Below are 13,856 nucleotides of genomic sequence, written 5' to 3'. Positions count from 1 at the left end.
GACGTCATGCTAGCCAGACGTGCCGATCACCTCGTCATGCCTGTGCAGCGAGCATCGAGGAGGCGCCGGGCTGTTGTCATCGAGATGATGGCAATCTTGGCCGGCCTGGCGCCTCAATTCACACCTGAATCTAGCCCAGCCACTTCTCGTAGTCGGACACCAGCAGGTGCACCGGCGCGACATCCTCGTCGATGTTTGAGAAGCGGCCGATCGGATCGCGGAAGACGTTGTCGGTGAGATCGTCGTTGACGGTCGACACCTCGCCGATCAGCACATCCTTGCCCTCGGCCCAGAAGGCATGCCAGACGCCGGGCAGCAGGGTGACGCTCTGGCCCGGATCAAGTTTTAGAAGCCCGCCCGCCGGCAGTCTGTGGGTGGTGCCGTCGACAGGAACCGACACCTCGGCCTTGGGATCGATGCCACCGTCGCGATCGTGCATGAACAGCTCCAGCACCAGCTTGCCGCCGCCACGGTTGATGATGTCCTCGGCCTTGATGTTGTGGCGGTGCATCGGCGACAGCTGGTCCTTGCGCGAGATCATGATCTTCTCGGCATAGAGCATGCCCATGCCCCTCTTCATGTCCTCGTAGCGGCCGTTGCGAACGGTAAACAGGAACAGGCCGAGTTCGTCGAACTTCTCCTGGCCGTAATCGGTGATGTCCCAACCGAGCCGCGAGGTGAACACGGCCGAGGAATCAACCTGGCGCGCCTTCGCCTCCTCCGGAGACCAATAGGCGAAGGGCGGCATGATGTAGCCGAACGAGCGGATGAAAGCGTCGGCTTCGCGGATGATGTCGTTGATGGCGGAGCGTTTCATGATCGTGGTCCTCAGGTGTCGATTTTTCCGACAAATCGCATAGCCGAACGCCGATCCGGTGTCGATCCATCTTGCCTGCACGAACCTGGCGCTTACAGCGCATGGACCACAAACCCGAGCCGCTGGCCGCATGACATCGCGCGCTTTGAGGGCCATAACCCCTGCGGATTTGCCACAGGGTGACAGATGATGCCGACAATCAACGACCTCGATACGCCATCGATCCTGATCGACGTTATGCGCGCCGAAGCCAACATCGCCCGCGCCCAGGCCCATGCCGACAAGAATGGACTGAATCTCAGGCCTCACATCAAGACGCACAAGCTGCCCTATTGGGCAAAGAAGCAGGTCGCGGCCGGCGCCGTCGGCATCACCTGCCAGAAGATCGGCGAAGCCGAGGTGATGGCCGATGCAGGACTGACCGACATCTTTCTTCCGTACAATATTCTGGGCCGCCCCAAGCTGGAGCGGCTTCTGGCGCTACACCGCCGTGTCACCCTGTCGGTGACGGCGGACAGCATGGAGACCGTCGAGGGGCTGGCGGCCACTTTCACCGATACTGGTCACCCTCTTCCGGTGCTGGTCGAATGCGACACCGGCATGGGCCGCTGCGGCGTGCAGACGACCAGTGAAGCGGTTGCGCTGGCAAGGCGGATCGACAAGGCCGCCGGCCTCGTGTTCGGCGGATTGATGACCTATCCGGCCGCCGGCCGCGCGGCCGAGGCCGAAACCTGGCTTGCCGACGCCAAGCGGGCGCTGGCCGCTTCCGGTCTCGCTTGCGAACGCATCTCCAGCGGCGGCACACCGGATATGTGGCGCTCAAACAAGGCATCGGTCGTCACCGAATATCGTCCGGGCACCTACATCTATCTGGACCGCTACCAGGTCGCCAAGGGAGTCGGCAAACTCGACGATTGCGCGCTGACGGTGCTCTCGACAGTGGTCAGCCATCCGACGACAACGCGCGCCATCCTCGACGCCGGCAGCAAGGCGTTGTCCAGCGACACGCTGGGGCTGCCCGATTTCGGTGAACTGCTTGGCATTCAAGGAGCGCGGGTAACGGGTCTGAGCGAGGAACACGGCACCGTCACGCTTTCGGGCGACGGCAAGCTGCACATCGGCGAACGCGTGCGCGTCCTGCCCGATCATTGCTGCGTGGTCACCAACCTGTTCAACGAGGTCAATTTGATCGACGGCGAGACGGTGCTGGAGACGCTACCGGTGGCAGCGCGCGGCCTGATGGGGTGAAACAGGCGCTGCCGTAGCGGGCGAAGTTTTCCGACGCTGTTCGACGGAGTTCAGTTGGCCTGCCGTGCCGCGATACGACGCATGGCGATAATCCGGCGGCGTCGGATTTCGGTGCGCATCGCCATCAGGTGCAGCGCGAAGAACAGCACCGTGAAACCGACAGCCATTACCAGCAGCGGCCACAGCAGGCTGGGGTCGATGGTCGGACCGCCAAGCCGGAACACCGAGGCCGGCTGATGCAGCGTGTTCCACCACTCGACCGAGAATTTGATGATCGGAATGTTGATGAAGCCGACCAGCGTGATGATGGCGGCGGCCCAGGCGGCGCGTCCGGCGTCGTCGAGCGCGCGGGTCAGCGCGATGATGCCGAGATACATCAGGAACAGCACGAAGACCGAGGTCAGACGCGCGTCCCACACCCACCAGGTGCCCCACATCGGCTTGCCCCAGATCGAACCGGTTATAAGCGCCAGCGCGGTGAAGACGGCGCCGATGGGCGCGGCCGATTTCAGCGCGACATCGGCCAGCGGATGCCGCCAGACCAGAGTGCCGAGCGCGGAAACCGCCATCAGCGTGTAGCACATCATGGCGAGCCACGCGAAAGGCACGTGGATGTACATGATGCGCACGGTGATGCCTTGCTGGAAATCCTCAGGCGCGGTGAAGCTCATATAGAGCCCGGCGGCAAGAATGAGGGCGGCAATGGAGGCCAGCCACGGCACGACCTTGTCGGCCAGCCCGACAAAGCGTGTCGGGTTGGCAAGATCCATCCAGCCGGCCAAGCGTGAACTCGTGTCGCTCATGCGGCCTTAAATAGACCGGCAGCGTGGCTGGGGCAATCGAGTGCTGGTGTCGCAGGTCAAGTCTTACCTTCTCCCCCGGGGGAGAAGGTAAACACCGCCTTTTACGCGGCCTCGCCCTGCACTGAGCGGCTGAGGCGGCGAACCTCCTCGTCGTTGAGCAGGCCGCCGGCGCGCAGCAGGCTGGCGAAGCGGCCGTTGCGCAGCGACAATTCGGCGAAGCCACCCATTTCGACCACCTTGCCCTTGTCCATGAACACGACCAGATCGGCGTCGCGAACGGTGGTCAGGCGGTGGGCGATGATGAAGGTGGTGCGGTCGCGCCGCAATTCGTCGATCGCTTCCTTGACGCGGTCCTCGGTTTCGACGTCGAGCGCGCTGGTCGCCTCATCGAGCACCAGGATCGGCGCGTCCTTCAGCACGGCGCGGGCAATCGCGATACGTTGACGCTCGCCACCCGACAGCTGACCGCCGCGCTCGCCGACCACCGTGTCGTAGCCATTGCTCTTGGCCAGGATGAAGTCCTGCGCAGCGGCCGCGTTGGCGGCTGCATGGACCTCGTCATAGGTCGCATCGGCGCGGCCGACCCGGATGTTGTCCTCGATCGAGCGGTTGAGCAGGCCTGCATCCTGGAACACGGTCGCGATCGCATGGCGCAGCGACTTGCGGGTCACTGTGCGGGTATCGACGCCGTCGATCAGGATACGGCCGTTGGACGGCGAGAAGACGCGCTGGAGCAGGTTGATCAGCGTGGTCTTGCCCGCACCCGTCGGGCCGACGATGGCCACGGTCTGACCCGCCTGAACCTCGAAGGACACGTCGTCGATGCCTTGCCCCGAATTGGCGAATTCGAAGCCGACATTCTCGAATCGGACATGCCCGGTGACATTGGTGAGATCGCGCATGCCGTCCGGCTCGGCGGTATCGGCTGCCGAGTCCTCGAGATGATAGAACTCCTCAAGCTTGGCGCGGGCTTCCGAAATCTGGTTGGCGAAAGCCGACATCTGATCGAGCCGGGCGATCAGCAGCGTCGCAAAGCCGGTGAAGGCGATGACGTCACCGATGCGCAGCTGGCCATGGGTGACCAGGTAGGCGCCGATCAAAAGCACAACCATCATCGAAATGGTCGACGACAGGCGATGCAGCGCGTTGGCCATGGCCCACCAGTCGAGCACCGGGTTCTGCGCGTCGAGCAGGTTCTTGACGTAGCGGCGCAGCGTGTCGGCCTCGTGGCCGAGGCGATTGTAGCTCTGCAGCACGGCAACGTTGCTGACCGAGTCGGTCACATGCGCGAACACCTTGTGATAGTGGCGCTCGACGGCGGCCTGGCCTTCCTTGGTCCGCCGCATCACGAGCCGGCCGATGCCGACATAGAGAACGCCAAGCACCAGCAGCACCATCGACATGCGCACGTCCATGCTGATCGCCGTCGGGATCAGCAGGAACAGCGCAACGGCCGTGGACAGGTGCTGACGCATGAATTCGAGCCAGAGGCTGAACAGGGTCTCGACCGCGCGCAACAGCGTGTGCAGGGAATTGGAGGTGCCGCGTTGGTGATGCCAGGCAAGCGGCATGGTGATCACGCGCTCGAACGACTGGCAAAGCACTTCGCTGCGCCGGGCATGGGCAAAGCGATCGGCGCCGCGCGCGACCATGACGAAAGCGATGATGTTGAAGGCACCGAGCCCAGCCCAGAGCGCGAGCGTCGAGAACACCGAGCCGCGGTCGGAGATGGCGTCGATGACCCGGCCGAACATGATCGGCTCCAGGATGGCGATGATGGCCAGCGCGATATTGGCGCCGCAAATCAGCGCAACGCGCTTCTTGTCCGAGGCCAGATAACCCAACGCTCTCCAATAGATCTGCAGAAGTGACACTTCAGCTACTCCGCCAACTTTCTATTGTGCTCAATTTCAATATTGTGCACTGCACCATTTCCTGACACGTAACGGTTGACGCGTCGCAAAACAATGCCCCTCTATCGCTTCCGTTCCCATTTAGCGAACAAAAGATGACGACGATGCGAAATCTGACGTGATCGCCTAACAGTTTGAGATAAAAGGTGAAATGTCAGCCTTGCGGCGAAATAGTGGCAGCAGCCGAGCGCTGCCACATTTTTAATCACGGCGGACTTATACCGCCTGCGCCGAGGAAACGCAGCGGAGCCGCCCCAGGGCGCGCGCAAGTAAACGGTATATTGCAACGCACGCCCTCAAGGGCGCGCGATCGATTGATCTAACGTTCTGATTTCACGCGGGTATCTTGACGACAACCTCAGTCTGGTCACCAGCTTTGGGTTCGAAGGCCGCGGCTTTTGTTTTCGAACCATTGACTTCGAGCGAGATTGTCTTGGCTTTTTTATCGCGGACGACACGGACCTTGATCTCGGCGCCCAGCATCTTGAGCGAAGCCTCGTAGCCATCCCAATGGCTGGGGAGTCTGGGCCGGAACGTGATCTGCTTCCCGCGCCGTTCGATACCCAGTATGCCCTCCACCGCCGCACGGTAGAGCCAGCCGGCCGAGCCGGTGTACCAGGTCCAGCCGCCACGCCCGCCCTTGTCGTCGCCGGCATAGATGTCGGCTGCCACGACATAGGGCTCGACGCGATAGTGCTCGGCCGAAGCCTCGTCGAACGCGTGGGTGACCGGGTTCAACATCGAGAAGCAGCGATAGGCTTCATCGGTCAGCCCCATTTCGGCGAGGGCGATGACGAACCATGTGGCGGCATGGGTATACTGGCCGCCATTCTCGCGCACGCCGGGCGGATAGCTCTTGATATAGCCGGGATCCTTGTCCGTCTTCGAAAAAGGCGGGGTGAACAGCTTGACGATCTTGAGCTTGTCGTCGACCAGCAGCTTGGTCGCCTGCTGCATCGCCGTAGTCGAACGCGCCGGGTCGCCTTCGCCCGAAAGCACGCTCCAGGACTGGGCGATGGAGTCGATCTTGCATTCCTGCGACGCGCGCGACCCCAGCGGCGTGCCGTCATCGAAACTGCCGCGCCGATACCATTCGCCGTCCCATGCGGTGCTTTCGAGCGCCCGCTTCAGCACATCGGCATGCTTTGCCCAGGCCTGCGCGCGCTTGGTGTCGCCTTCGGTCTTGGCGACAGCGGCGAAGTCGCCCAGGGTCTTCAGCAGGAACCAGCCAAGCCAGACACTCTCGCCCTTGCCGTGCTCGCCGACGCGGTTCATGCCGTCGTTCCAGTCGCCGCCGAGGATTAGCGGTAGCCCGGCGGGACTGCTGCGCTTGATGGCAAGGTCGAGCGCGCGCGCGCAATGGTCATAAAGCGACACGGTCTTCTTCAGGACTTCCGGGGTGAAGAATGCATCGTGCTCGCCCTCGCCCAGCGACTGGCCGTCGATGAAGGGCAGTTGCTCCTTGAGGATCGTGGCGTCACCAGTCACCAGCAGGTAGCGAGCCGTGGCATGGGCCAGCCAGACCACGTCGTCCGAGATCATGGTGCGCACGCCCGCGCCGGTGCGGGGCAGCCACCAATGCTGCACGTCGCCTTCGGGAAACTGCCGGCGTGCCGCATTGAGTATCTGGTCACGCGCCAGTGTCGGATCGTGCGACAGCAACGCCAGCGTATCCTGCAGCTGGTCGCGGAAGCCGAAGGCACCACTTGCCTGATAGAAGGCCGAGCGGGCGCGGATGCGGCAGGCAAGGCTTTGATAGGGCAGCCAGTGATTGACCATGGCATCGAGCGCCTTGTCCGGCGTCTCGACCTGAATGGTGTCGAGAAAACCGCGCCACTCCCGCTCGTTGTCGGCCAGACGCTGGTCGAAGTCCTTGGCGCGATGCTTCTGCACGAGACCGATGGCCTCTGGGGCAGAGTCGGCGTCACCGAGCAGCCATAGCAGCGTGACGTCGCCACCGGCCGGAATCTCGACATCGCGGGCGATCGCCGCGCAGGGATCGTCTCCGGCCTCGACACGGCCCGACAGCGCCGCGCCGCTCAGCACCGCCTGCGGAAGCTCGCTGGAACCATGCCGGCCGAGAAACTCCGCACGGTCTGCTGTCACTGAATGAACGCCGGCATCGGCGGCGAGGAAGGCCACCCGCTCGCTGAAGTCGAGCCCATAGGGATTTTGCGCCAGCAACGCGCCGGTGGCGACATCGCGGGACGGGATTATGGTTGCCGCCGTACGCGAGCGATGCCCGCCCAGCACCCATTCGGCATAGGCATAGACGCGCAACCGCGCCGGCACCGAGCCGGAATTCTGGATGCGCAGCCGTGAGATCTTCACCGGGTCGACCGGATCGACGACATGGGTCAGGTCCATCGACAACGGCCCGCGCCTGGAGCGGAAGGTGGAGAAACCCTGGCCGTGCCAGGCCTCGTAGGTCATCGAGGGATCGCGCACCATGGCGGCGATCGGCGAGAACGCCTTGCCGCTGGCCTGATCGTAGATGTAGATGCCCTCGCCCGGCCGGTTCGTGACCGGATCGTTCGACCATGGCGTCAGCTGGTAGTCGCGGCTGTTGCGGCTCCAGGTGAAGGCAGCGCCTTCGGCCGAGGTGTGGAAGCCGAACGAGGCGTTGGAGACGACGTTGATCCAAGGTTGCGGCGTGGTGCGGCGGCCAGCCAGGCGCACGACATAGTGACGCCCATCGCCTTCGAAGCCGCCAAAGCCGTTCCATTGGCCGAGCCCGGTCCCGTCGGCGCGACTATCCTGCTGCGAGGCCGACCATGGTTCCCGCAGGACTGGCAATCCTGCCGGTTGCGAAGCGTCGCGCGCCTGCAGGGCAGCCGCCTCGGCCCTTTCGATCTGATCGAAGATGGTGCCGTTGCGCGTATGCAGGACGATACGGGCGACGGCCAGCAGCGTCTTATAGGTGGTCTCCTCCATCAGATCGCGGCGCACCGCGAAAATGTGCTGGCGCGGACCGAGTTCCTTGCCACGCAAGCGGCTGTTTTCGCACAGCGATTCGACCGCCCGCTGCAGATCCTGGACATAGGAGGACGCCTGCTCGTTGACGACGACGAAGTCGATCATCATGCCGCGGGTGCGCATGTATTCCTGGAAACGTAGCGCCTGGGCAACGATTTCCAGGTCGGCGACATCGCCGATCCTGACCAGAAAGATCGGATAGTCGCCTGAAATACTGGTCGGCCACAGGCTCGATTGCTTGCCCAGCCCCGAGACGATGGATTCGGCCGGGAGCCGCAGGAACGGATCCGGATAGATCAGATAGCGCGCCAGCTTCTGCACATTGGCGGCGTCGGCCAGGCTGAGACCCAAATGGCGGGTCTGCACCTGCGAGCGCGTCCAGGCAAGCATGGCCTGGCGGGCAAAGCTCTCCTGATGGTCGAGCCGGTTCATGGCCTCCACCAGCTCCGCCCGGTTGGCGCCGACGACGGTCCAGAAGGTCAGCGATATCTTCTTGTTGGCGGGCACGCGTACCTGGCGGCGCAACGAGGCGACCGGATCGAGCGTGAAACCGGAATGACCGCCAAGCCTGGCACCGGGGTCGAAGGCGGCGGCGTCGACGATGGTGCGGCCACGGCCGATAAAGGCACGCCTGTCCGTCTCGGCTTCGGCATCGCGTGCCGGCCCCGACGGGTCGGTGACGAAATGCACCATCGTGATATCGGGCTCGCTGGTCTCGCGCTTGCGGCGCGTGGCGAAGATCGCCCCGTTATTGGCGGCGATTTCGGTTTCCACGAACATCTTCGAGAAGGCCGGATGCGCATTGTCGGAGGCCTCCAGTCCCAGCACCAGTTCCGTGAAGGACGTCACCTCGATGTAGCGATCGGCCGGGCCTTCGTTGAACAGGGTCACGCGCCTGCCTTCGCCATTGCCTTCCGAAATGACGATGCATTCGACCTCGGATCGCAATGTGCCGACCGATTTCACGAAGCTTGCCTTGTCGTCGGAGAACAGGGTCTGCGCCTTTTCCTCCGGCGCCTGCTTCGGCTCCGACGTCGCGGACCACCAGTCGCCAGAGGTGGCATCACGCAGGAAGATGTAGGATCCAAGCCGATCCTCGGTCGGATCCGGTTGCCAGCGGGTGACCGAGAGATCGCCCCAGCGGCTGTAGCCCGAGCCGGTCGCGGTCACCATCACCGAATAGCGGCCGTTCGACATCACACAGGTGGAACGCAGCGCCCGCAATGGATCGAGCACGATGCGGGTGTCGGGACTATCGAGCTCGGTCTCGTCCTTTGCCCGCTCGTCCGCTTCGGTCCTGACGGTCGCGGTCGGGATATCGCGCGGCGCCCTCTCCTGCAGCAGCAACTCGGCCGATTCGATCACCGGATCACTATGGAAACGATCACGAAGGCGGCCTTCGAAAATGGCGTCGGCGACCGCCGCGATCGACATGCCCGAGTGGTGAGCCATGTAATTGTGGACCACGGCATGGTTGGTGCCTTCCGGCACACGCTGCGGCGTGAAGTCGACCGCATCGTAGTAGCCGTGGCGGCCAAGCGCGCCGATTTCGCGTAGCCTGGCGAGGTTCTGTACCGCTTCGCGCGGATTGAACTGCGCCGCCAGCACGGTAGCGTAAGGCGCGATCACCGTGTTCTGGCCGAGACCGCGCTTCAGCCCGAGGCCCGGCACGCCGAAATTGGTGTACTGGTAGGTCAGTTCGCGATCGCGGGCATTGTAGGCCGCTTCGGAAATGCCCCACGGCACGTTCTTCTGCCGGCCGTACTGGATCTGGCGCTTGATGATCAGCTTGCTGGTCTGGTTGAGAATGCTGCCTTGCGGTTCCTTCATCACCAGCGGCGGCATCAGGTATTCGAACATCGAGCCGGACCAGGACATCAGCGCGCCCTGGAAGCCGATCTCGACGATCGGGCGGCCAAGCCTGAACCAGTGCTCGGTCGGCAGGTCGCCCTTGGCGATGGCGAACAGGCTGGTGAGCCGGGCCTCCGAAGCGAGAAGATCGTAGCAGCTTTCGTCGAGCTGGTGTTCCTCGACCCGATAGCCGATCGACAGCAGCTTGCGCTCCGGCCGCATCAAAAACGAGAACTCCATCTCGAAGGCAAAGCGGCGCGTGCGCTCGCGCAGGGTCAAAAGCTTGGCGCGCAGCGCTTCGACCGCATTGTCGTCGCTGTGGGCGTCTTGGACATGTGCTTCGCAAGTGGCCTCAAGCCTGGCCGCCCAGTCGACGATGACGTCGCTCTGTGGCGATGCCGCCTCGGTGTCGATGGCGGTGGCCAGCTTGCGGATCTCGCCCGCCAGCACGGCAAGGTTGATCGTGCGGATCGAAGCCATTTCCGGCTGTGCCTTGACCGTTTCGACCGCGCGCCGCATGCCGTCGAGACGATCGGCCAGACGCTGGCGCAGGGGGCGCAACTGGCGGCGATCGTCGGGGAGGTCGTCGAGGCTTTCGGCAAGAATGGTCACCGTGTCCAGAATGCCCTCGAAATCGCCCTGGAGGTGGACGGAAGGCGCCTCCGCCCACTCGGCGCAAGCCGCCGCCACCGCCACCAGATGACCGGCGAGATTGCCGCTATCGACAGCCGAAATGTAGAGCGGATAGAGCGGCTTCAGCGTCGTGGTGTCGTACCAGTTGAACAGATGGCCGCGACTGCGCGGCATGCTCTCTATGGTCGTCATCGTGGCGTCGATGCGGGTGATGGCGTCCGACAGGCTGATCCAGCCGAAATCGCGCGCCGAGATGACCGACAGCAGATAGACGCCGATGTTGGTCGGCGAAGTGCGCGGCGCGACGACGGGCGCGGGGCTTTCCTGGAAATTGTCCGGCGGCAGATTGTGATGCTCTGCCGTCACGAAAGTCTCGAAATAGTGCCAGGTGCGCCGCGCCACCGTTCGCAGCACATGGATGTCGGCCTGCGATATGCGCAGGCGATCCTCGGTTTCAGCCGAGCGGCTGATCCAGCTGGCGATCGCCGGCGAGCCGATCCAGAACAGGGCGAAGAAGAAGGCGACGAAGGCGCCGGTGGAATCGGCCAGCACCGGAATGGCGAGACCGACGAAGCCGATGATCACGGCGCCATGCATCATGCCGTAATAGGAACCGACATCGTTGTCGCCAGCCTTGTGCGCCTGCGAGGCGGTGCGCCATTCCAGGAGGTTCTGGCGGCTGACGAACAGCCGGTAGAGCGTGCGCACGATGGCGTCGCCCATCATCCAGGCATTATGCGCCATCAGCACGATTTTCAGCGCCACCATGGCGGTACCGAAGGCGACATCGCGCGCCAGGGCCGAGAAATGGCCGCGCGGCGTCTGGTCGCCGCTCTTGGGCAGGATGGCGTTGACGACGTCGAAGGTCGGCGCCATGAACAGGCTGAGGATCAGCAAAGCCTGCCATTGCGCGGCCTGCGTGAAGGGCAGCAGGGTCCAGCCCGCGATCGCCGCCATGACCCAGAAGATCGGCGTCAGCGAGCGGCGCAGGTTGTCGACCATTTTCCAGCGCGACAGGGCCGGAACGCCCGAGCGCGGATCGAGGATGAAGCCGAGGAGCTGCCAGTCGCCACGCGCCCAGCGATGATGGCGCGAAGCGTCGACCGAATAGCGGGTCGGGTAGTCCTCGACCAGTTCGACGTCGGTGACCAGCGCGGAACGCGCCAGCGCGCCTTCGAGCAAGTCGTGGCTGAGGATGGTGTTTTCCTCGATGCGGCCTTGCAGGGCGGCCTCGAAGGCATCGACGTGATAGAGGCCCTTGCCGGTGAAGGAACCGTCGCCGAAGACATCCTGATAGAGGTCCGAGACGGCGAACACGTAAGGGTCCAGGCCGCGATTGGCCGAAAACACGCGCTGGAAGAACGATGCCTCGTCGCCGCTGGTGAGCGAGGCGGTGATGCGCGGCTGCAGGATCGTATAGCCGGCGGTGACGATGCGCTTGGTCGCATCGAAATGCGGGCGGTTGAGCGGATGGCAGAGCTTGCCGACGAGGGTTGCCACCGCGTCACGGGTGGTGCGGGTATCGGCGTCGAGCGTCATCACGTGAACGACTTTTTCCGGCAGCGGCACTTCGAGCGGCAGGAACGTGGTGTCGCTGTCGCCACGCAACAGAAGGTCGAGTTCGTGCAACTTGCCGCGCTTGCGCTCCCAACCCATCCAGCATCCCTGCGCGGCATTGAAGAGCCGCCGGCGGTGCAGGATGTAGAAGCGCGGCGCGCCTTCCGAAGGATAGCGGGCGTTGAGGCGGGCGATCTCGGCGCGAGCGAATTCGAGGATCTCGGCGTCGGCCGAGTCGATCTCGGTCTTGCTGTCGGGCCAGTCCGACAGCAGGGCGAAATGGATCTCGTCCGCCAGATTGGCGAGGTGATGCACTTCGATGTTGCGGATGTTTTCCTCGACATCGTCACGCGAGCCGATCAGTGACGGCACAACCACCAGGGTGCGTGCCTCGGGCGGCACGCCGTGCCTGTAGTCAAAGCCGATCAGGCGTGTCGGCTTGAGGAACAGCGAAGCCACGGTGTTGAAAAAAGCAAGCGCGCCTTCGCTCGCCGGCACGGCAAACAGCACCAGCATCAGCACGATCGACGGGACCGACAGGCCGAGATTGGCAAGAGCATTGCCGGAAACGACGAGCAGCAACGCGGTCAGCGCGAAGACCGGCAGGACGATGCCCAGCCACCCGGTCCTGGCGAAGGTGCGCTTGACGGTCTGGCTGATCGTCGGCCGGTAGCCGATAGCCTTTTCAAGCTCCAGCCGGCGTGGGCCGACGAGGAAGAAACCGACGTCGGTATGCGCGGACGGAGCCGCAACGGTATCGGCGTCATCGCCAACCGCCGCATTTTCACTAGCGGCCTCGCCGGCCAGCTCGATCGCCTTTTCGGCGACGCGATACTCCGACAGGTTCGAGCGGCGCGCCAGTTCCTCTATCGCGGTCCGGTACTGATCCCGCGAGAAAAAGTCGAGCGCCGCGAAGTCCGTGCGCTCGCGCAGCACGGTATCGATGCGGCTGACGCCTTCGAACCATACCGTCCAGTCGACGTCGTTGATGAGACGCAGGCCGCGAACGATGTTGCCGGTCGTTACATTGCCGCTGGACAGCGTGTGATGCTCGGAGATGATGATCTCCTCTGCATCGGAGCCGGTTTTCTCAAGCTCGCCTTCCAGCCACTCAAGGGCTTTGCCGGCATTCTGCGACCCGTCGCGCAGACGATAAAGCAGTTGGGTGGCAAAGGTGGTGTCCTGCGCATGCGTGCTGAAATTGGCCAGGATCGCCTGCCGGTCGGCGCTGTCGTCGGTTGCCAGGACCCTGTCGGCCGCATCGTTGGCGATCTGGCGCATCTGGCGAGTGCGGTTGACCCTGACCGCCAGCCGGCGAAGATTTTCGATCAGCACGAAGCGCAGGAGCGACGGCAACGCCCACAGTTCGCCGATCTTCAGAGGCTCGACCGACTGAAAGCCTTGGACGATCGCCTTGAACATCGTCGCCGAGACGGAACTGTCGGAATGCGCCACATAGGTCCAGGCCAGGGCCAGCGCGCGAGGCACGCTGCCGCCATTGGGCAATTTCAGCGTCGGCAGCTGGCGATAAAAGCGGCGCGGCAGGTCGCGCTTGACCTGGAAAATCGTCTCCTCGACCAGGTAGTTGTTGTCCAGCAACCATTGCGCCGCGGGAGTGATCGTTTCTCCCCTGGCCTGCGCCGCGTTGGTCGAACGGTAGACTTCGAGGATCTTCTTGGCGCTGTCGCGGATGCGTGCCTGGAAATCAAACGGCGTCAGGCCGAACACATCCGTGAGATCGCCGTTGGCCAGGCTTTCGCCGAGCTGCCGAAGGCGCTCCTCGGGCAGGAACGTGGATCTGATCGGCTCTTCCGTAACGGCCGGGAAGCTCGCGCTTGTCTTCTCAATCTGTGCTGGGTTCGTCTGAATATTCATTGAAAATTCCGTAAGCGGGCACTCAGCGGCGTCACCGCCACGGCAATGGCCCTAAAACCGATTCAAATGCAATTGGTTGCATGTTCCCACTTGCCGAAAGTTGTCCCCGCACCATGACAGGGCGTCATCTCTCGACAAAACTCAAAGACGAGCGCCCCTCGCTCCCGTCAGCACTGATCGGCG

At 63.5% G+C, this 13,856-nt stretch carries 5 protein-coding genes; 1 reads left to right on the top strand and 4 read right to left on the bottom strand.

The window, feature by feature from the left end; genetic code table 11:
• Positions 1-130 precede the first annotated feature (130 nt).
• Complete coding sequence (locus NKI49_RS02730; RefSeq protein WP_352598460.1) at positions 131-817, bottom strand: D-lyxose/D-mannose family sugar isomerase; 687 nt, start codon at positions 815-817, stop codon at positions 131-133.
• 189 nt (positions 818-1,006) lie between these two features.
• Between NKI49_RS02730 and NKI49_RS02725 the strand changes: the two genes are divergently transcribed.
• Complete coding sequence (locus NKI49_RS02725; protein ID WP_352598461.1) at positions 1,007-2,065, top strand: D-TA family PLP-dependent enzyme; 1,059 nt, start codon at positions 1,007-1,009, stop codon at positions 2,063-2,065.
• A 50-nt stretch (positions 2,066-2,115) separates the two neighbouring features.
• Here the strand turns inward: NKI49_RS02725 and NKI49_RS02720 are convergent, their stop codons facing one another.
• The 3 genes from NKI49_RS02720 to NKI49_RS02710 all read right to left on the bottom strand — a co-directional run bounded on the left by NKI49_RS02720 (position 2,116) and on the right by NKI49_RS02710 (position 13,673).
• Entirely contained in the window at positions 2,116-2,868 is a 753-nt protein-coding gene (locus NKI49_RS02720; RefSeq protein ID WP_352598462.1) for a heme ABC transporter permease, read from the bottom strand.
• 101 nt (positions 2,869-2,969) lie between these two features.
• A complete protein-coding gene (locus tag NKI49_RS02715) occupies positions 2,970-4,742 on the bottom strand; it encodes a glucan ABC transporter ATP-binding protein/ permease (RefSeq protein ID WP_352598463.1) in 1,773 nt (590 codons plus the stop codon).
• A gap of 372 nt (positions 4,743-5,114) precedes the next feature.
• Complete coding sequence (locus NKI49_RS02710) at positions 5,115-13,673, bottom strand: glycoside hydrolase family 94 protein (protein ID WP_352598464.1); 8,559 nt, start codon at positions 13,671-13,673, stop codon at positions 5,115-5,117.
• Positions 13,674-13,856: the final 183 nt, after the last annotated feature.

Origin of the sequence: Mesorhizobium sp. M0587 (assembly GCF_040320945.1) — a bacterium.
Lineage (GTDB): Bacteria > Pseudomonadota > Alphaproteobacteria > Rhizobiales > Rhizobiaceae > Mesorhizobium.
Note: the sequence above shows the minus strand (reverse complement) of the source record. Positions and strands in the feature narration are given on the sequence as shown.

Bases quoted from the DNA above. Each gene is read 5' to 3' on its own strand.
- NKI49_RS02730 (WP_352598460.1), bottom strand. From the start codon at position 817: ATGAAACGCTCCGCCATCAACGACATCATCCGCGAAGCCGACGCTTTC.
- NKI49_RS02725 (WP_352598461.1), top strand. From the start codon at position 1,007: ATGCCGACAATCAACGACCTCGATACGCCATCGATCCTGATCGACGTT.
- NKI49_RS02720 (WP_352598462.1), bottom strand. From the start codon at position 2,868: ATGAGCGACACGAGTTCACGCTTGGCCGGCTGGATGGATCTTGCCAAC.
- NKI49_RS02710 (WP_352598464.1), bottom strand. From the start codon at position 13,673: ATGAATATTCAGACGAACCCAGCACAGATTGAGAAGACAAGCGCGAGC.